General features: G+C 45.6%; 18 protein-coding genes. 14 read left to right on the plus strand and 4 right to left on the minus strand.

The features are described 5' to 3' along the window. Nucleotides 1–23: 23 nt before the first annotated feature. Complete coding sequence (locus CYJ37_RS01210) at nt 24–1,019, minus strand: linear amide C-N hydrolase (protein ID WP_101547586.1); 996 nt, start codon at nt 1,017–1,019, stop codon at nt 24–26. A gap of 229 nt (nt 1,020–1,248) precedes the next feature. On the opposite strand from CYJ37_RS01210, the gene CYJ37_RS01215 reads away from it, so the two are divergent. The 6 genes from CYJ37_RS01215 (at nt 1,249) to CYJ37_RS01240 (ending at nt 8,140) form a co-directional block, all read left to right on the plus strand. Beyond that, the gene (locus tag CYJ37_RS01215) at nt 1,249–2,583 is read left to right on the plus strand and encodes a PepSY-associated TM helix domain-containing protein (protein WP_257964150.1); all 1,335 of its coding nucleotides are present in this window, start codon (nt 1,249–1,251) and stop codon (nt 2,581–2,583) included. 12 nt (nt 2,584–2,595) lie between these two features. Beyond that, nucleotides 2,596–3,057, plus strand: a complete 462-nt coding sequence (locus CYJ37_RS01220; protein ID WP_257964151.1) for a FixH family protein — start codon at nt 2,596–2,598, stop codon at nt 3,055–3,057. A gap of 121 nt (nt 3,058–3,178) precedes the next feature. Next, nucleotides 3,179–4,621 carry a YcdB/YcdC domain-containing protein gene (locus CYJ37_RS01225; protein ID WP_101547588.1) on the plus strand — a complete coding sequence of 481 codons (1,443 nt, stop codon included), beginning with the start codon at nt 3,179–3,181 and terminating at the stop codon, nt 4,619–4,621. Between the two features lie 143 nt (nt 4,622–4,764). Further along, complete coding sequence (locus CYJ37_RS01230; protein WP_374703138.1) at nt 4,765–5,034, plus strand: SDR family oxidoreductase; 270 nt, start codon at nt 4,765–4,767, stop codon at nt 5,032–5,034. Between the two features lie 332 nt (nt 5,035–5,366). Further along, complete coding sequence (locus CYJ37_RS01235) at nt 5,367–6,170, plus strand: zinc-dependent metalloprotease (RefSeq protein ID WP_022543762.1); 804 nt, start codon at nt 5,367–5,369, stop codon at nt 6,168–6,170. Nucleotides 6,171–6,454: 284 nt separating this feature from the next. Then, nucleotides 6,455–8,140 carry a methyl-accepting chemotaxis protein gene (locus CYJ37_RS01240; protein ID WP_101547589.1) on the plus strand — a complete coding sequence of 562 codons (1,686 nt, stop codon included), beginning with the start codon at nt 6,455–6,457 and terminating at the stop codon, nt 8,138–8,140. A gap of 42 nt (nt 8,141–8,182) precedes the next feature. Here the strand turns inward: CYJ37_RS01240 and pdxR are convergent, their stop codons facing one another. Then, nucleotides 8,183–9,586, minus strand: a complete 1,404-nt coding sequence (gene pdxR, locus CYJ37_RS01245; protein WP_374703145.1) for a MocR-like pyridoxine biosynthesis transcription factor PdxR — start codon at nt 9,584–9,586, stop codon at nt 8,183–8,185. A gap of 107 nt (nt 9,587–9,693) precedes the next feature. Between pdxR and CYJ37_RS01250 the strand changes: the two genes are divergently transcribed. From CYJ37_RS01250 to CYJ37_RS01270, 5 genes are all read left to right on the plus strand, one after another. Next, the gene (locus CYJ37_RS01250) at nt 9,694–10,389 is read left to right on the plus strand and encodes an aspartate/glutamate racemase family protein (RefSeq protein ID WP_094767333.1); all 696 of its coding nucleotides are present in this window, start codon (nt 9,694–9,696) and stop codon (nt 10,387–10,389) included. A gap of 208 nt (nt 10,390–10,597) precedes the next feature. After that, nucleotides 10,598–11,362 (plus strand): Nif3-like dinuclear metal center hexameric protein, encoded by a 765-nt coding sequence (locus tag CYJ37_RS01255; RefSeq protein WP_101547591.1) that lies wholly within the window; start codon nt 10,598–10,600, stop codon nt 11,360–11,362. 111 nt (nt 11,363–11,473) lie between these two features. Then, nucleotides 11,474–12,421, plus strand: a complete 948-nt coding sequence (locus CYJ37_RS01260) for an aldo/keto reductase family protein (protein ID WP_101547592.1) — start codon at nt 11,474–11,476, stop codon at nt 12,419–12,421. A gap of 249 nt (nt 12,422–12,670) precedes the next feature. After that, nucleotides 12,671–13,681, plus strand: coding sequence for a VanW family protein (locus tag CYJ37_RS01265; protein ID WP_224951806.1), 1,011 nt, complete (start codon nt 12,671–12,673; stop codon nt 13,679–13,681). A 342-nt stretch (nt 13,682–14,023) separates the two neighbouring features. Beyond that, complete coding sequence (locus tag CYJ37_RS01270) at nt 14,024–14,329, plus strand: DUF3219 family protein (RefSeq protein WP_101547593.1); 306 nt, start codon at nt 14,024–14,026, stop codon at nt 14,327–14,329. A gap of 54 nt (nt 14,330–14,383) precedes the next feature. Here CYJ37_RS01270 and CYJ37_RS01275 read toward each other — a convergent pair whose 3' ends face one another. Continuing rightward, the gene (locus tag CYJ37_RS01275) at nt 14,384–14,626 is read right to left on the minus strand and encodes a hypothetical protein (RefSeq protein ID WP_094767328.1); all 243 of its coding nucleotides are present in this window, start codon (nt 14,624–14,626) and stop codon (nt 14,384–14,386) included. A gap of 322 nt (nt 14,627–14,948) precedes the next feature. Next, nucleotides 14,949–15,242 (minus strand): phage holin family protein, encoded by a 294-nt coding sequence (locus tag CYJ37_RS01280; protein ID WP_371931605.1) that lies wholly within the window; start codon nt 15,240–15,242, stop codon nt 14,949–14,951. Nucleotides 15,243–15,446: 204 nt separating this feature from the next. Here CYJ37_RS01280 and CYJ37_RS01285 point away from each other — a divergent pair, with 204 nt between their 5' ends. From CYJ37_RS01285 to CYJ37_RS01295, 3 genes are read left to right on the plus strand one after another with little or no spacing between them, the layout of a single operon-like run. Then, nucleotides 15,447–17,192: a carbon starvation CstA family protein gene (locus tag CYJ37_RS01285; protein WP_009791052.1), complete on the plus strand. Its 1,746-nt coding sequence runs from the start codon at nt 15,447–15,449 to the stop codon at nt 17,190–17,192. Between the two features lie 55 nt (nt 17,193–17,247). Next, on the plus strand, nt 17,248–17,511 hold the full coding sequence (locus CYJ37_RS01290) for a cory-CC-star protein (protein WP_180827222.1): 264 nt from the start codon (nt 17,248–17,250) through the stop codon (nt 17,509–17,511). Between the two features lie 10 nt (nt 17,512–17,521). Next, nucleotides 17,522–18,475: an ArsA family ATPase gene (locus CYJ37_RS01295; RefSeq protein WP_180827223.1), complete on the plus strand. Its 954-nt coding sequence runs from the start codon at nt 17,522–17,524 to the stop codon at nt 18,473–18,475. Nucleotides 18,476–18,513: the final 38 nt, after the last annotated feature.

Below are 18,513 nucleotides of genomic sequence, written 5' to 3' on the forward strand. Positions count from 1 at the left end.
CCTCTTTTTTTCATAACGAAAAATCAGCAGAGCTTCCCTGAAAGGTCCTGATGCCAGTCGGGCTGGCGGATATCAATCTGTTTTAGCTCTTGTGAATTCAGGTCCAGCTCGTTTAAATGGATAGCATATAGATTACTGTTGAAATCTGTGTAAAAATAATAGCTTCTGTTCGTATGGTCTCGTATCACACTCCATTGGGTCCAGCTGTAGATGCCGGGATATTCTCTCAGGTAAACAGCCCCTGCTGGTACTGATAAAGTCTGTAAGATTTGCCTGGCTTCTCCAATACTCTGCTGGGTATTCCTTGGATAAAACCTCGTTTTGCTGAAGAATTCTGCCCGGACAAAACGGGATTGCGGGGTAGGGTCACCCGGGATTCCAAGCTGGCCGCTCCCGCCCAGTTCGACGCCGCAGAGAGAATTCTGCTTATCCGTCAGACTCAGTTGCTCATACAAACTTAAATTGGCAAGATGCCACTCATACGGAGGGTCATTCGTCAAAACGCCCAGACTTGTTGTATAGGTTTTCATCTTTCCATCAATAAATTCGACAACTAAATGGCTGCCTGAAGCGTCACTGATGATATAGTGAAGGTTTCTTGATACATTAGGGACTGCTCTTGTGATGCTTAGCTGTGAGAGTCCGTTTTCAGCTTCCTCTACTGTTCTGAAGCTGCCTAGTACATAGGAAACCAGATTGTTATTATAAAGCAGCGGTTTGCCAGGGTCCGGATCTGGATATTCACTGCAAAATAGCGATAAACCTGAAGCTGAAAGGCCAGCCTCATTTATTCCATCATAAAATATGCGTATCCGGCCATCGGCAGGCTGATAGCTCACCCCGACAAAAGCAAGCTCGTTTTCCCATTTTATTTCTTCAGGCCTTTCTATTGCAGGAAAAGATTGGCCTCTGGGGACAAAGGTTACCTTTGTGGGATACCGTTCAGCCCAATCCCAGGTCCTGCCTGAAATCAGAGAGCAATTTTTTCCTGACCGTGGAAATGATATATTCGTGCACATGCTATCTCTCCTAAATCAATGTCTTATGAATATGTTATTCGCTCTTTTAAAAACTGCTTGTACCAATTCAGCAGGCGAAAGGCGGAAATGTTCACATTTCATTGGCCAATTTAATTCTTTCACTGCAAAAACTTCATTCATCCCTCACATTTGCCCTTTATAGTATTTTTCGAGCAGCAGATTAAGAGATTTTCAAGATGAAAGGAATACAGCTTCTATGGAGAAAAAAATGAAACCGGAGGGCTCCCTCTATAAAACGGTTTGGCGATGGCATTTTTATGCCGGCATTATTTTTGCACCGTTCCTGATCATTCTGGCAGTGACAGGATCGGTCTACCTGTTCAAGCCGCAGATTGAACAGGTGATCTACAAGGAATATTATGAAGTCCAGCCGCAGGGGGATCGCATTCTTCCTTCAGAACAGCTTGAAGAAGTTAAGAGGCTGTATCCTGATGCTTTTATATCGAAATACCGGCCAGGGGAGGGAGACGCCCGTTCTACTGAAGTAAGCATCATGAATGGGGAAGAGTCACTTACCGTATTTATTGATCCTTATACAGGAAAGTCATTGGGAACATTGAACAATGAGGACCGGATCATGGATAAAATTGAGGAAATCCATGGAGAATTGATGGCAGGAACCCTTGGCGACCGGGTTGTCGAATTGGCTGCCTGCTGGGCGGTTGTCCTGATTGTTACGGGCCTATATTTATGGTTTCCGAGGAAAACAAAAGGGCTGGCAGGCGTGCTGCTTCTCCGTTTGAATAAGGGAAAAAGAGTTTTCAGAAGAGATCTGCACGCTGTGCCTGCATTTTGGGTGACAGCAGGAATGCTTTTCTTAATCATGACCGGCCTGCCCTGGTCAGGCTTCTGGGGAGTGAACTTCCAGAACTGGGCCACGAACACAGGGGAAGGATACCCGCCTTCCGTCTGGACCGGGAGTGCTCCTGAATCGGAAATATTGACAAAAGACATTGCAGAAGTACCTTGGGCCGCCGAGAACCTCGAGGTGCCAAAATCGGAAGTGGAAGGCTTAATCCCGCTTTCTATTAATGATGCAGTCACGATTGCCCAGTATGAAGGCATGGATCCGGGCTATACAATCATATTCCCTTCAACGAAGGAAGGCGTTTTTACACTTTCTGCTTTTCCGGCAAAGGCCCAGGATGAAGCCACCATCCATCTGGATCAGTATTCGGGTGCGGTGCTTGCCGATTACCGTTATGACAATTATGGCTTTATCGGGAAGCTGGTTGCCTGGGGAATCACCCTTCATAAAGGAACCCAGTTTGGACTGATCAATCAGCTGATAAGCCTGTTCATTTGTCTGGGCATCATTCTTGTCGCCGCAAGCGGGCTGTATCTCTGGCTGAAGCGGAAGCCGAAAAAAGGGATGGGCGCCCCTGCAGGTCCTTCAGCATTAAAAATGAAGATGTTCCTGCTTATATTGATTGCACTGGGGATCATTTTTCCGCTTGTCGGCCTGTCGCTCATTGCGGTCTGGCTTGTGGACTGGCTCATCATCAGGCGGATTCCAGCTGTCAAAAAATTTATGAATGCATAAGGGAGTCTTATTGTGAAAAGAGTTTTATTTTTAATCGTAATGGGAGTGCTGCTTGGCGGCTGCTCCCTTGATGATAATGCGGAGGAATTATATAAAATAGAGCAGCCGCTTCAGGCAGAAATCATGCTCCCTGACTCATTTGCTGCAGGTGAAGATGTACCAATCCGGGCAGTGCTTACACAGAACGGAGAAAAAGTGGCAGGTGCAGATTATGTCCATTTTGAAATCTGGAAGCGGGACGGCAGCGTTCATTATCCAATGGAAGAAGCCGCTGATGAAGGTGAAGGTGTTTATCAGCTTACCAAAAAGTTTGATCAGGATGGCGTCTATATAATTAAAGTGCATGCCAGCAGCGCCGGCTCGCTCATCATGCCGCAAAAGCAATTTGTTGTCGGGGAGCTTACCGAAGCCGGGCTGGAGGAGCTGATGAGAGAAGGGGAGGCGCCTTCCGGCAGTCATGAGGGACATCATTAAGGTGTAAAATAGCAGGATCCATTGACAAATCCAATGGGTCTTTTTCCTATTCTGCCACATTTTTGAAGGTTATTAGATGGTATGATATTTGAAGATAAATAGCGTGAAAGGTGGGTTAAGGGTGAGTGAAGTATGGGAAAAACTGCTGACATTTGTTCCGCCGGGCATAATCAATAGGTTGGCGGAAAATGAGGAACAGATTTATGATCTTCTGGATTCAGGTACTTCAGAAATAATTGGGAGCTATTCACTGGGTGAAAACGGCAAGCTTATCCATTTTGAAATAGAGGGGGAACCTCGTGCAGGGAATCTTTCCAAAGAAGAGATTGCAGATATTGCAGAAGGGTTCATTGGAGCCATTTATCAGGATCAGAAGGAGTTTGAGCTTTCTGCAGTCCTCGATCTGGGAAATCCTTATTGGGCTGTTTATGAAAAAAGAGATGAAAAGTACGGGTTATTTTTACATAGTACAGGATTTACTGTTTCCGTTTCGACTGCCGGCCAGGTGATGCGTTTTCACTGCAGCGGGGAGGAGTATGAAGTCAAGTACTCAGAAGAAGCAGTTTCCGAGAAAGAGGCATTGGAGAAATATCTCCAGGGAGTAACTTTTGAGCTTTGTATTGCGCATTTTGACAAAGAGATTTTCAAGAATGGGGATCATCTATACCATCTTGCCTATGAGATTATTGAGCCGTTCACGGAGCTCCCGATTGATGGATCTGATTATAATCCCATCTGGGCGGAGCCTGCTGCTGATATGGCGATCTCTAGTGTTGAGCACAGTAATGAAACCATTTATGGTTTGTTCGGGATTAACCAGGATTACAAGCTCATGGAAACAAGGGAGAATGAAGGCAAGAAGGTCGAGGTTTGGACTAAGGAAGATGCCGGGTCGTATTCTTTTGAAATGGAAGAGGCAGATCACCATGTTCTGAAGCTATCCTTTGAACAAATGTCTGGTATGCTTCTGAGTGCTGTAAGCGGGGAGCTGCATGCCGGCGGCGGAGAAGAGATCGGGCAGGAAGCTGCCAGGAAAAAGGCAGTTGAGCTTATGTTCAAGCTGTATCCTGATGCCCATGAAAGATTCCGGCTGGAGGTTAACATAGACGAGGAAGAGGATCAGCCGGAGAACCTTGAAGAAGAGAGAGAAGAAACAGACCTGGATGGCCGGGATAAGGATTTTATTGAACAGGAGCCTGCCTACACCTTTTATTTTCACCTGTATTACAAGGGAATTAGGGCGGGACAGCATGCGACGGTAATTGAAGTCGGGAAGTTTTCCGGGAAAGTCACTCATTTTCATCTTGATAGTCTGCCTGATGAGCTATATAGGCATTTGCCGGCCAAACCTGCCATCAGCCTTCAGGAAGCAAAAGATATATACCGGAAATTTGTCAAGATGGAAAAGATGTTCACGAGGGATTATGATGAAACCGGGAAATCTGTCTATTCCCTCTCTTACACGCCTTCATTCCCAGAAACAGTGGGCCATATCCGTTCAATAGATGCTGTTACAGGGAAAGCAATGTATGTGGATGTCGGTGATGCAATGTTTCTGGATTAAGGGAAGGTTTTCATTTCTTCGCCATCAAAAAACAAACCTGTTAAAGCCATATCAGGTCTCTTGGAGAAAAAGTCAGGCGTCATCATCAATGTAGCTTCAGCAGGCGGCCTGCGGGAAGTTGCAGCCTATACTGCATGCAGTCAGTGGCATCACAAAAAATACAGGCATTATGTGCGAATGAAGGCATCCGCTGCAATGCGGTTGCACCGGGCAGCGTTGAAACCAATATCAGCAGCTCCATGACCAATGTCAGTCCGTTCGGAATGAGCCGGAATCATCCCGGATTGGCTGTCAATCCGCGTGTAGGCAAGCCTGATGAAATGGCTCAAATTGCTCTGTTCCTGACATGGGAAGATTCCAGCTTTGTGAATAGGACTGTCAATACTGGTGATGCCGTGTGGACGGCATTTTAAGGAAGAGGTCTTTGAAGGAAGAATTTCTTCCTTCCGGAGGCCAATTTTTATTTCAGTGAAAAAGTCCTCCTTCTTATTCTCAAGTAATTTATCTTTTACCAAAAAAGCCTCAAAAAAAGGAGTTTTCCCAACTTTTTAATGACACCTTTCATAAAATTAGTAAAATCCTAATATTTTTTATTTCTCTTTTTTTAGAAACCGATTCTTTCCACTATAAAACTGCAGGTATTCTTTCCATTGTCCTATCATTGATTTCCCAATTCAATAATGAGAGGAAACTGGAAGAAATAGAAGAATATCTCCTTTGTATTAAAATTCAAGGAGGTATATCTATGAAAAAACAGTTGAAGGTCTTATCATTATCATTGCTCAGCACCCTTGTAATCAGCTCAAGTGCTTATGCCGGATCCGGGGAGCACCATCATGAGCATCCGACAGACGCCTTACAATACATGGGCGATTCCTTGCCGAAAGCGGCGGATTTCAAGGATCTTGAAGATGAAGCCGTTGTTGAAAGAGATACTTCAGTCAGCATCCTCAATGAAAAGGGGACTGTGACTGGTATTATGAAGTCTAACAAAAATACACAGAACGGAAAGGCCTCGCCTCAGGATACGGGAGCCAGGAAAGTGACGGTCCTTGCGGTGGCAGATGAAGAATACCGGAGCGCCTATAGCGATTGGCAGACCCGGATCCAAAATATTATAGAAACCGCGGATAATGCTTTTAATAGGGACCACGGCGTTGATTTTGTTGTCCAGGCGGTCGCAAGCTGGAGCTCGCAGGGATCAAACAGCTCGCAGATCCTCAGCGACCTTCAAAGGGACTGGGATGGAAGAGGCTATGATTTCGTTGCCGGTTTTACTAGAGATGCTGCATTTGATGCGGGTGGAATCGCCTATGTGTACCAGGCAGCTCCATCTGGCAGCGCGATCAGTGTGAACCTGGACCAAGGGACAGCCAATACTGCCAAAGCGGCACAGCATGAATTCTCCCATAATTTTGGCCTCGGGCATGATGCACAGGGAAGCGGGATACGCTGCATCATGAACTACGACTATTCTTATTCCGTCGACTACTGGCACTCCCAGCATAATTCACAGATTGCAGCGAATAAATATTGGTACGGGAATTAGCAGACTTGCTCCTCCAATTAGGGGGAGCTTTTATTTTTCTGGAGAATGAATTGGATCCTTCCTGAAAGGAAAAAGAGCATTAGTGGCGGGGATTGACGGGTTCAGAAAAGAGTTGCATTAAATTATTTTAAAATAGTTTTAAAGATGCGTTTTATACTGATTATATTTTTTATTTCCAAATATATCCTTGTTTTTATTTGGCTGTTCACTCTAAAAAACCTTGTTCCAATGACGATATTAAGGTTAAGAAATTATCCTTAATATAATGTATTTGGAGGAAACTAGTGAAAATTAAAACGCGGTTAATCACAACTATTTCAATCCTGGTAGGGTCAATTATCCTGCTTGGCAGTTTTTCAATCTATGTAATTAACGCACAGGTAAAAAGAACTGACCTGCTTCAGGATAAAATGGATTTTCAAAAAGATATCATAAAAATCCAATACCGCCTCGCCGGGATTTCAAACGATGAAAGAGCTTTGCTTATGACGGGCGATAAGCAGTATGCAGTGAGTATGAATGAGAAGGCTGAGGATGTCCAGTCCCTGATCAGGCAGGCAGAGGGCAAAGCGCTTGAAAAAAAGAATCTTGAGCAGGTCGAGAAAATGGAGTCCAGCTTCAACCTGTTTTGGGATATCAATCAAAAAGTCATTGGGCTTTATGAGACTGATCCGGAGGCAGCCAGGGACCTTCATTTCGGAGAAGAACGCATGCTCAGAAAGGATGTGCTCGACCCGGCTGTGAATGAACTTGTTTCTGTGCTGAATAAAGAACTTGAACAGATTAATAAAATTAAAGAAGAAAATTCTGAGGGAAGTAAGGATATCCTTATCTTCCTGGCAGTTGCAGCATCGGTGGCAGGCGGCATTTTAAGCTTCATGCTGCTCCGGTCCATACTCATTCCATTAGGGGCACTCAACAGGCAATTAAATAATATTGCATCAGGAGATGCCGACTTAACACAAACGGTGGATGTAAAGGGCAAGAATGAATTCGGCCAGCTTGCCCACTCTTTTAATGCTTTTGTAGGTTCGCTTAGAGGGATGATTACCCACATAGGCTCGTCCTCTGAACAAGTGGCTGCTGCATCTGAAGAGCTCTCTGCAAGTGCGGAGCAGTCAAAAGCGGCGTCAGGGCATATAGCAGAAACAATGCAGACTATATCCACTCATAACCATAGACAAACGGAAATGACTGCCAGCAGCCTGAAAACTGTAGCAGATTCCCTTGGCGGCCTGAAAACTGTAGCTGCCAATACAGATAAAGCAGCAGAGGTTTCATCAGAAGTAAGGGAGCAGGCGGAGGATGGGGCTTCTTCCGTCAAAGAAATGCTATCGCAAATGAACTCCATCAGCCAGTCAGTCGATCGGGCTGGGGAAGGGGTAACTTCACTGGTTTCTAGCGCCGGGGAGATACAAAAGATTTCCTCGCTGATTGCTGATATCTCGGGGCAGACAAACCTTTTAGCCCTTAATGCAGCGATTGAAGCGGCAAGGGCTGGCGAGCAAGGAAAAGGTTTTGCGGTCGTTGCCGAAGAAGTCAGAAAGCTGGCAGATGAGACCAATGCTTCGGCCGAGCAGATCCATAAGCTGGTGGCAACGATCCAAGCCGAGTCAAGCGGGACGGTTCGGGATATCCGTCTGGTAAAAGAAAATGTCTCTGCAGGCATCAGCCTCTCGGAAGAAACAGTCTCTAATTTTAATAGGATTCTTGCGCAGATTGAGCAGGTAACCTCTCAAATTCAAGAGGCAGCTGCAGCCACCAGGTATTTGACGGACGAGTTTGAAGGAGTCCACGATACCATTGTAGGAATAGCGGCAGGTTCCCAAGAGACGCTAGAAAGCTCTGAAAACGCAGCAGCTGCAAGCCAGCAGCAGCTTGCTTCTTCAGAAGACGTATCAAATGCAACACAATCCCTTGCCCGATTGGCAGAGGAATTGCAGGAAATGATTTCACGATTTAAATCATAATAAAAGGGGGGAGCAGACTTTATCGTTTGCTCTCCTCTTTTTTCACTTTTCCGGGAAGCTACTGATTGCTTTTTTCAGCCTCGCAATCCCTTCTTCTATCCTATCAGGCGTCAAGCTCCCATACCCCAGCACAATCTTATTCTTATGGTTTCCTTTGATGATGCTGTACTGCTCTACCGGATACACACGAACAGAATGACAGAAGATCCATTCCAGCAGTTCCCCTTCAAAAACAGTGGAAGGGAATTCAGCAACCAGATGCATTCCAGCAGCATGCCCCCAGATACGGCAGTCAGGAAAGTGTTCTTTCAAGCTGTCCACCAAAGCCTGCCGCCGCTGCCTGTAGATTCTTTTCATCTTTCTTATATGCTTGTCAAAGTGGCCGTCTTTTAAAAAACGCGCAAGGATCAGTTGCTCTATACCTGAGTGATGGCGGTCGGAATACCATTTAAGCCTCTTGAAATCCGCCAGTAAATCAGCGGGCAGGACAGCGTAGCCAATCCTGAGGCCAGGCGAAAGAATTTTGCTGAAAGTCCCTACATAAATGACCCTCTCAGGATCCAACCCCTGAATGCTGTGGACCTGAGAACCTTCATAAGTGAACTCGCTGTCATAATCGTCTTCTACTATATAAGTGTTGTGTCTGCGCGCATACTCGATGAGCTGGATCCTTCTTTGAATGGTCAACGTACTGCCCAGCGGAAATTGATGTGAAGGAAGGGTGAAAATAAAGCCTGGTGGCGTATCCATAGGAAGATGTTCAGGCTTAAGTCCTTTTTCATCCGCAGGAATAGGCACCAAGTCTGCTCCATGATAGCTGAAAATATTCCTCATTTCATCGGTAACAGGATCTTCAACAGCTATCGATTGCTTATTTTTGACCAGCAGTTCGGTTATAAGCGAGAGCGCCTGCGTGGCACCGCTTGTAATGACAATATTGTCTGCCGTGCAATTCACGCCGCGTGTATGATACAGGTATCTGGACAATTCTTCCCTAAGCTCCTGCAGGCCTGAAGAATCAAGATAGCCAAATGCCTGTTCATCAGCATTAATGCATACATCCTTTGCCAGCTTGCCCCACACTTTTCTGGGGAAATGATCCATGGCCGGTGTAGAAGCTTTGAAGTCTATCATATTCTCTAAGTCATCGTTCACTTTCTCCTTTTCTTTCCGCCGATGGGCCATTTCTGGCCGGAGAAAGGCTGCGCCAGCAGCTATATATGTCCCTGACTTTGGCCGAACCTCCAAATATCCTTCTGATGCCAGCTGGTCATAGACTTCCAGTGTAATATTTCGGGAGACCTGCAAAGAGGCTGAAAGCTCGCGTGTTGACGGAACCTTTTCGCCTTCCTGCAATTCCCCATTTAAAATATATGATCTCAGCTTCTCATAAATCTGCTGAGTCAACGACTTTGGGCCATCCCGAACAATTTGAAACCACATAATCTTCTCTCCAATCTGTCAACTGGTACTATAAAAGTCATCTAATTGTGGCTCTATTTTCATCCAGTATATCATGATATCTTTACAGTACCATAAGGAGGATGATTGAAATGAAAACAATTGGATTAATCGGGGGAATGAGCTGGGAATCGACAAGCGTGTATTATTCATATATCAACCGCCTTGTCCAGGAAAAACTGGGCGGGATCCATTCAGCCCGCTGCCTGCTTTACTCTTTTGATTTTGAAGAAATTGCTGCCCTGCAAAGAAGCGGGAACTGGGAAAAGGCGACTGAAAAAATGATTGAAGCAGCAAGGTTCCTTGAAACGGGAGGAGCAGACTGCATCGTTATTTGCACCAATACTATGCATCTGATGGCAGAAGATCTGCAAAAAGCCTGCAGGATTCCCGTCATACATATTGTAGAATGCGTGGTTGAGGAGATTAAAAAGCAAGGCATAGAGGCAGTTGGCCTGCTCGGCACCAAATTCACAATGGAGCAGACTTTTTATAAAAAAATTCTTGAGGAACATGGCATTAAGGTTCTCGTTCCAGAGGAAGGTGACCGGGAACGGGTTCATGAGGTGATTTTTGAGGAATTATGCAGGGGTAAATTCAAGGAAGACTCAAAGGCTGCTTATCTCGATATAATCGGGCGTTTGGGAGCAAATGGAGCGAAGGGCATTATTTTAGGATGCACGGAGATTCCAATGCTGGTAAGCCAGGAAGACACCCATATACCAATTTTTGATACAACCCTCATACATGCATCGAAAGCTGTAGAGTTTGCGCTCGGGAAGGTCTAAAATAATTTAGCTGGCTTTCATGGCGGATAGACTCACACTACTTTTCTAAATAGGAAAGGTTGTTAGGCTGCCGGTGCAATTTGATACAGGAATCATAAGCAAAAAATGAAACTGGCTCTGCTAAAAGGCCAGTTTTTTGTGTACGCATTTGGAAGATAACGGAATTTATTTGTGATAGAATGATAGAAAAAAGACGAGGTGCAGTAAAGTGGATTTAGACCAGTTTAGTTTATTGCTCGAAGAATGGTTTGGGAAAGAGCTGCTGGAAGAGTTTTCAGATGATTACGGCTTTACGCATATAACAGAAAAGAAAATTAGAACTGTCGGATATGCTGTGAATCTCTCACCAGAAACAATTGAACAGGCTGTCAGCAGCCAGGTGGATTTAATGATCACCCATCATGATGCCTGGGACTTCATTTTCGGGATGGGTGAAGAATGCAGGAAGGAATTGCAAAAGCATCAGATCAGCCACTTTTGGATTCACGGTCCCCTGGATTATGCCAGCTTTGGGACCTGTACTTCATTGATGGAGAAAATCGGAATAGACGAAATCATTCAGTATTCCATTTTTAACAATGAGGGCATTCCGGGCATCGGTGAATTCAAGGAACCATTAAGTTTTGATAGATTGGCCTACAGGCTCAGCTGCCTATTGGATGAACCGGTAAGAAGCTGGAGGAATAACGGCAAAGAAGTTAAAAGAGTGGGGATTATGACAGGAGCCGGCCATTCTACTGATTATTTGAAGCTTGCTCTCGATGGCGGGTGTGATACTTATATTACTGGCGAAGCTTCTTTATATACCATTCAGTACGCACAATTTGCCGGGTTGAACCTCCTTGTAGGCAGCCATACTTTCACGGAAATTTTTGGTGTGGAAACTTTTGCAGGGAAAGTGAAACTGAGCTTTCCGGAAGTCAAAATTTTGAAGCTTGAGGAATCACATTTTGAGCTCAATCCTGCAACCTGAAGAAAGATTCTCTGAGCATCTAAAAAGAAAATATTCTTTAAGGGTGATAGACTGAAATACATAGAGTTTTCTAAAAACTCTATTAATACATATAAAAAGGAGCTAATGAATATGGAATATCGGCGTCTTGGTAATACAGGCCTTAAGGTCAGCGAAATCAGCCTCGGCAGCTGGCTCACTTATGGCGGGTATGTGGAGGAGCAGAAGGCATCATCTTCTATAGATAAAGCATATGAGCTCGGCATCAATTTTTTTGATACGGCGAACGTGTATATGCGCGGAGAGGCAGAAAAGGTTGTTGGTAAGGCACTTGCCAAGTATGACAGGAGCTCTTATGTGCTTGCAACGAAAGTTTTCGGCAAGATGGGGGACGGTCCCAATGATTCAGGGCTTTCGCGCAAGCACATTATGGAACAGGCGGATGCAAGCCTGAAGCGGCTCGGGCTTGATTATGTCGACATTTATTATTGCCATCGATTTCATCCGGAAACCCCTCTTGAAGAAACCCTGCGAGCCCTTGATGATCTGATCAGGCAAGGAAAGATCTTGTATGCAGGTGTAAGCGAATGGACGGCAGAGCAGATGACCGAAGCTGTTCATCTTGCAGATAAAAGGCTTTGGGACCGGATTGTCGTGAACCAGCCGAATTACAGCATGCTGCACCGGAATATTGAAAAAGAAATCATCCCTGTCAGCGAAAAGCATGGGATCGGCCAGGTCGTGTTCTCGCCGCTTGCCCAGGGCGTGCTGACTGGGAAGTATAAAAAGGGAGAAGCTCCTCCTGAAGGAAGCCGCGCTTCGCAAAAGGACCTCGGTACACTTTACGGTGTCCTGAACGACACAAATCTTGAAAAGGCAGAGAGCCTGGGAAGGATTGCCCAGCAGGAAGATCTTACACTCTCCCAGCTAGCGCTTGCCTGGATCCTTAGACAGCCGAACGTAGCAAGCGCCCTTGTCGGGGCAAGCCGCCCGGAGCAGCTTGAGGAAAATGTAAAAGCATCCGGCGTGAAATTATCCGAAGAAACCATCCAGCAGATTGAGGATATCCTGTCAGCTTAATTGATAATCTGGCAGTTTCAAACAAAGCACTGTTAACCGACAGTGCTTTTTATTAGGTTATCGCACCGTTTCCTTTCATTCCCAACTCCCCTAATTCTTTATAAAGAATCCATTTTATTGTAAAATAGTAGATAGTTCCTAGCTGCACCGGGAATACCTTCAATATTGAAGAATAAGATGATAAGCGGAAGCTGTTTTTAGGATAGAAGTTTGTGGTTTTTGGAAATAAAAAACAGGGTTGGGGGACTCATGACAAAAAGCAGAAGATGGATGGCAGCTTTGTTGATTGGCAGTTTGGCAGTTTTGGGCGGGTGTGCGGACCAGGCATCCAAAGAGGAGAACCTAAAGGAAAATGTGAATGAACCCGAAAGCCAGCTTCAGAAGGAGAAAGAAAAGCAGGAACAGGAAAAACTGGCTGAAGAAGCAAAAGAACCGGTAGTGGTCCAGGTGATAGATCCGAACACGAAAGCAATCATTAAGACGTTTAAACCCGAGGAAATGGGCTATGAAAATGATCTGGAAAAGTATAAGCAGCAAATCAGCCAATGGGCGAAGGGCCTGGCAAGAGGGACAGATGCAAGTCCCGGCTATGACAAAAGGATGTTCCCTGACCGGATCGATGCGAACGGTGGGATTGTAAAAGGGAATCCAAGGACGATCCTCGAAGAAGCGGAGCTGACCGCAAAGGTGATTGAGGCTTCTGCTGAGGGGGGAAATGTTGAACTGCCGCTCATCGTTTCCGAAAGCGGCTATAAGCCGGAGGACGCTGCCCATTTAAGCGAAGTGGTGGTTGCCTCTTATACAACCAAGTTTAATAGTTCTGTAGCAGGAAGGACTAAGAATATCGAGTTGTCTGCCCAGGCAATTCAAAATGTGATTGTGGGCGTCGACGATTATTTCTCCTTTAACACAACAGTAGGGCCAAGCGATGAGGCACATGGCTATCAGCCGGCTCAGGAGGCTATCAATGGAAAACTGGTCATGGGCATAGGCGGCGGAATCTGCCAGACTTCGTCAACCCTCTTCAATGCAGTCGATCAGGTGGGGGTAGACTATGTAGAGAAGCACCATCATTCTGTTACGGTCGGTTATGTGCCCGTCGGCAGGGATGCCACTGTTTCCTACGGCGGCAAGGATTTCCGATTTCAGAATAAAGCCGGGGCCCCGTTCCTGCTGAAAACTGTCATGGCAAACGGACAGCTGACCGTTGAGGTCCGGACCTCCAAGCAGTATGCAGATGTCATTAAGAAGAGAACTTGATTATTTCTATAAATTGGATGTTATCTCTTCCAAAAATCGGGTAATTATGTAGTAACAATTCACCGAAGAGAGGGATTCATCCATGAAAATCATTGAAAAACTCTGGGACAATATGATAAAAAGCGACTGGACTTACCTGATAGATGAAGAAGAACATATGAATACGCCAGAAGAAGACGAATGAGAAAGAGCTTCCCCTTTGGAGCTCTTTTTTTTTTGGAAATCAAGTTGTTTGAATTCCTGTAAATAAAGGTGTACGATTCATTTAACCAAGAATTCTTAAATAAAAATAAGCCAATCTTGTCCGTTTCAAGATGAATAAGAAAAAGGAGGAATTCGTTCATGGCCAAGCAGGTAATCCTGAATGGGAACCGGATTGATGTATACAACTATAAAGAGGAAACACTGGCTGAAAAAGGGGAGCAGGCCATTCATCTCTCTTTTGACTTCAAAGTGAGCCATCAGGAATATCATGATATCACTACCCTGTTATATGATCTGTATTTTGATGTATCGGTGCCTGAGGATGCATTGGAGTTTCGGGGAATGATCGATAAATATTATACCTCTTTAACGAATCTGTACGAGGAAGATGCTATCGGGGAATTCCACCTGGAGCTGAAGGAAACAGACGGGGAAGAGGACTGAAAACAAAAAGCGGGAATCAGAGCGCTGCAGTCTGTTTCCCTTCTTCTTGCCTGATTATTGCGGAGTATTGTCCTGGTCGTATTTTAAATGCAATAGGATTTCATCTTCAAGAAGGGATAATGCCATCCTTACAGCCTTCAGCCGGCTTTTTGAGAACTCCTGGACGGTAATTTGCCGGATCTGTTCCCTGGCCATGGCAACATACCCTTCCTCTCCATCTTTCGTGTTCCCTGCAGGGTAAATGGATATTTCTATCTGCCTGTCCGGGTTATTGATGAATAAACCTCTCCATTCCATAGCATCACCTCTTATGTCTCTACGGTGCTGTTCCATTTTTACCCCCATTTCTCTAATTATAAGCCGTTTTGCTGAATAACAACCGAAAATTAATGAAAACGTTGAGATGATTTGTCCACACTTTTTCCGAAGAATTGAAATATATTGTTAGGGAAGATCTCCTCCGTATATTTCAGTATCTGCTGCTGCAGGTGCTGAGCTGCCGTCTTTATAGACGGGCACCATGAAAGCTGAATGCTTTTATGGTGTTTTTTTTTGAAATCAAAAGAGCAGCATATCTCCGGTATTCACTGATCATATCTAAAAAACAGCAAGCCTCCCCTTAGTCTTTATGCTTGTCTTTTTTCCTGTTTGCAGGTTTGCCGAGAAATGACTGCTTGTACATTTGATGTCCAAGCACAGCGACCCCTGCAGCAATAACGCCGTTCAGGATCCCGTTGATGGAAAAGCCAAAGGCAAACGCCCCAAAGCCGACTGACAGCAGCAAAAGAATCCAGATGATGGTCCAGTCAGGAACCCAGGGTGTGTGCTTCAAAGCCAATCCAATGACCCATAGCGCCGGCACAAGCATGATATATTTCTGGTTCAGAAATTGAAGCAAGTCCAAAATAGCCACCTCCTTCATGGTATGCGAATGCCGGTAAGATATGCTGCTAATGGTACATCCTATGCCTGCTGTGATTTTTTGCCTGTTTTATTGCCGTATGCCGTAAGCATCAATAATGAGTGAATCTATAAAAATATTCGGAATATATTGACTATAAGAAGGCGCTTTCATTATGATGTAATTGATACCAGGTGATAAAAGGAGGTTATAGAATTGAATTCGATTTGGCTGGCTGTTATCGGCATGCTTGTTTTTGCGGCAGGCTACAGGTATTACTCAAAATGGGTGGCAGAAAAGATTTACAGACTTGATCCCAACTATGTCACTCCTGCTCATCAATACCAGGATGGGGTTGACTTTGTGCCCACCAATAAATTTGTCCTTTGGGGCCATCATTTTACATCAGTTGCAGGGGCTGCCCCGATTGTGGGACCAGCAATTGCAGTATATTGGGGGTGGCTGCCTGCCTTTTTGTGGGTCATTCTCGGGACTGTTTTTGCAGCAGGAATCCACGATTTCGGCACACTCGTACTCTCTGTCCGGAATAAAGGGCAGTCAATTGGAACCATCACAAGCAAATTAATAGGCAAAAGAGCAAAAATGATGTTCTTATTCATTATCTTAATTTTAGTCCTTATGGTGAATGCTGTATTTGCCTGGGTTATTTCAAACCTTTTCATCCAGTTTCCTGCGAGCGTCCTGCCAGTGTTCATCGAAATACCCCTCGCCATCTGGATCGGGTATGCCGTATACAAGCGGAAAAAAGAAATGCTTATTCCCTCCATCATTGCCCTCGTTGTCATGTACGGAACCGCCGTACTTGCGAGCATGGTGCCTGCCCTGCAGATCGATTTGCCGAAATACTTTGGCGGAGCGGAAGCTGAGGTCCTTTTTGGCCTTGACGGCGTTGCCATGTCATTTTTTATCTGGATCGTCATTTTAATGGTGTATTGCTATATCGCTTCAATTCTCCCGGTATGGAAGCTGCTGCAGCCTCGGGACTATATCAACTCCCATCAGCTTGTCGTCGGCCTTGTCATCATGTATGCGGGACTTGTATTCCTGCAGCCGAAGGTGACAGCACCTGCTGTTAATGCGAGCGCTGCGGACCCTTCCTGGCTGCCGCTATTATTCATCACGATTGCCTGCGGTGCGATTTCAGGCTTTCACGGGCTAGTTTCCTCCGGTACTTCTTCCAAGCAGCTTGATAAAGAAACTGATGCCAGGTTTGTTGGCTACCTTGGGGCAGTAGGGGAAGGGGCACTTGCCTTAATCTCCATCATCGCTGTCATTACCTTATTCGCCTCACAGGGTGACTTCACGGCTGCTTACAGCAGCTTTGCCGCTGCAAGCTCAGGAGGGCTCGGGTCATTCATCAATGGAGCAGCCCAGCTGGCAACCGGCGTCTGGATACCTGCTGATATTGCAAAGACGATTGTTTCTGTCATTGTCGTCAGTTTTGCTGCGACAACGCTTGATACATCAGTCCGGCTGATGCGCTATATCATTGCGGAAATAGGCGAAGAATACAATTTCAAGCCGCTCACAAAAGCCCATGTCGCCACATCGGCAGCTGTTGTTGCAAGTGCAGCATTGGTCCTGCTTCCTAAGGGTCCGAATGGCTTTGGTTCAGGAGGGTATCTGCTATGGCCGCTCTTCGGAACAAGCAATCAGCTTCTGGCAGGAGTCAGCCTTTTGCTGATCAGCATCTGGCTGAAGCGCCAGGGCAGGAATTTCCTCGTTACTTTCATACCGATGGTTTTTGTATTCATTATGACTCTGTGGGCAATGATCAAGCAGGTTGTATTTGACTGGTCAGGATTAGGTACAGCAGACGCCAATATGCTTCTGTTTATTTTGGGAGGGCTGATACTTGTGTTTGTTTTCTGGATCATCCTGGAAGCATTTGCAGCTTTCAGAAGGGATGCCCCGCCAGCAGACACAACCCATCATTTCTAAAGCCTGGCCGGCATTGCCGGCCATTGCTTTTTCTGACTGAGAGGAGGCGAAAGTGATGGACTTGCTGTCACAGCTGAAAAAGGCTGCTGCTTTTTATGATGAGGTGCTAAGGCTCCCGCATCGGGCCGAAATTGCTAGGGAGCTCAGGGATGAAGAGGATTTATTCATTCTGTTATGCTTCTCGGAAATGGCAGGGCTGCCCAATCCAGCTTTTTATTACACGCTGGAGCTTTATCCGCATATCATCAAGAAATTCCATGAGTGGCATCTCCGGATGGGGATGGAAAAGTCCCCGCTTGACGGAATCCGCTGCTGCTGAAAAGGAGGCTATGAAACTGATACTGGATAAAAAGGTTTATTTTGTCGGAGGAAAAGGGGGAGTAGGGAAAAGCACCTGTTCTGCGGCGCTTGCCCTGCTGCTTTCAGAAAAAGGAAAAAAGGTTCTGCTCGTTTCAACGGATCCTGCCCATAATACTGGGGACCTGTTCCATCTTAAGCCGGGTCAGGGTATCATGAATGTCAGCCGGAACCTCGATATTCTTGAAATTAATTCTGAGAGTGAAGCTAAAAGATATATTGAAGAGGTAAAAGGCAATCTCAAAGGCTTGGTCAAAGCGTCTATGGCTGAAGAGGTATACCGCCAGATCGATTTGGCCGCATCTTCTCCAGGCGCCGATGAAGCTGCCGTATTCGACCGGATCACTTCCCTGCTGCTTGATGAAATGGCCGCCTACGATACCATTGTGTTTGATACTGCCCCGACAGGACATACAATCCGGCTGCTGACACTTCCTGAGCTGATGAGTGCCTGGATAGATGGGCTGCTTCAAAGAAGAAAGAAAAATAACGATAACTTCGCCCAATGGATGAATGACGGGGAACCAGTTGAGGATCCCATATACGAAAAGCTTCTCAGCCGCAAAAATAAGTTTGCCAAAGTGCGGGAAATCCTCTTGGACAGCCAGTCTGCAGCCTGCCTGTTCGTCCTGAATGCCGAGCGTCTCCCGATCCTCGAAACAGAAAAAGCGGTTAGGGTCCTGGCTGGCCATGGACTTCATACGGAGGCAGTCATAGTCAATAAAGTGATACCGGAAGAAGCAGACGGCCGTTTCATGAAGATGAGAAAAGAAAATGAAAATCAGCATCTTAATGAGATCACAAAGGTGTTCTCTGCTATGAAGAATATCCATATTCCCCTGTTTCATCATGATATATCAGAGCCTGCTCATCTAGGCGTGTTTGCCAGGCATTTAAGCTCCGAACTGGTGAAAAGCATAGAATAACAGGAGTGGTTCAAGAGCCACTGGATTTTTTGTAAGCA

Origin of the sequence: Bacillus sp. UMB0728 (assembly GCF_002858875.1) — a bacterium.
GTDB classification, from domain to species: Bacteria; Bacillota; Bacilli; order Bacillales; family Cytobacillaceae; genus Bacillus_AB; species Bacillus_AB infantis.

Excerpts from the sequence above, each read along its gene's own strand:
- CYJ37_RS01210 (WP_101547586.1), bottom strand. The coding sequence starts at position 1,019 with ATGTGCACGAATATATCATTTCCACGGTCAGGAAAAAATTGCTCTCTG.
- CYJ37_RS01215 (WP_257964150.1), top strand. The coding sequence starts at position 1,249 with ATGAAACCGGAGGGCTCCCTCTATAAAACGGTTTGGCGATGGCATTTT.
- CYJ37_RS01235 (WP_022543762.1), top strand. The coding sequence starts at position 5,367 with ATGAAAAAACAGTTGAAGGTCTTATCATTATCATTGCTCAGCACCCTT.
- CYJ37_RS01250 (WP_094767333.1), top strand. The coding sequence starts at position 9,694 with ATGAAAACAATTGGATTAATCGGGGGAATGAGCTGGGAATCGACAAGC.
- CYJ37_RS01260 (WP_101547592.1), top strand. The coding sequence starts at position 11,474 with ATGGAATATCGGCGTCTTGGTAATACAGGCCTTAAGGTCAGCGAAATC.
- CYJ37_RS01265 (WP_224951806.1), top strand. The coding sequence starts at position 12,671 with ATGACAAAAAGCAGAAGATGGATGGCAGCTTTGTTGATTGGCAGTTTG.
- CYJ37_RS01270 (WP_101547593.1), top strand. The coding sequence starts at position 14,024 with ATGGCCAAGCAGGTAATCCTGAATGGGAACCGGATTGATGTATACAAC.
- CYJ37_RS01275 (WP_094767328.1), bottom strand. The coding sequence starts at position 14,626 with ATGGAATGGAGAGGTTTATTCATCAATAACCCGGACAGGCAGATAGAA.
- CYJ37_RS01290 (WP_180827222.1), top strand. The coding sequence starts at position 17,248 with ATGGACTTGCTGTCACAGCTGAAAAAGGCTGCTGCTTTTTATGATGAG.
- CYJ37_RS01295 (WP_180827223.1), top strand. The coding sequence starts at position 17,522 with ATGAAACTGATACTGGATAAAAAGGTTTATTTTGTCGGAGGAAAAGGG.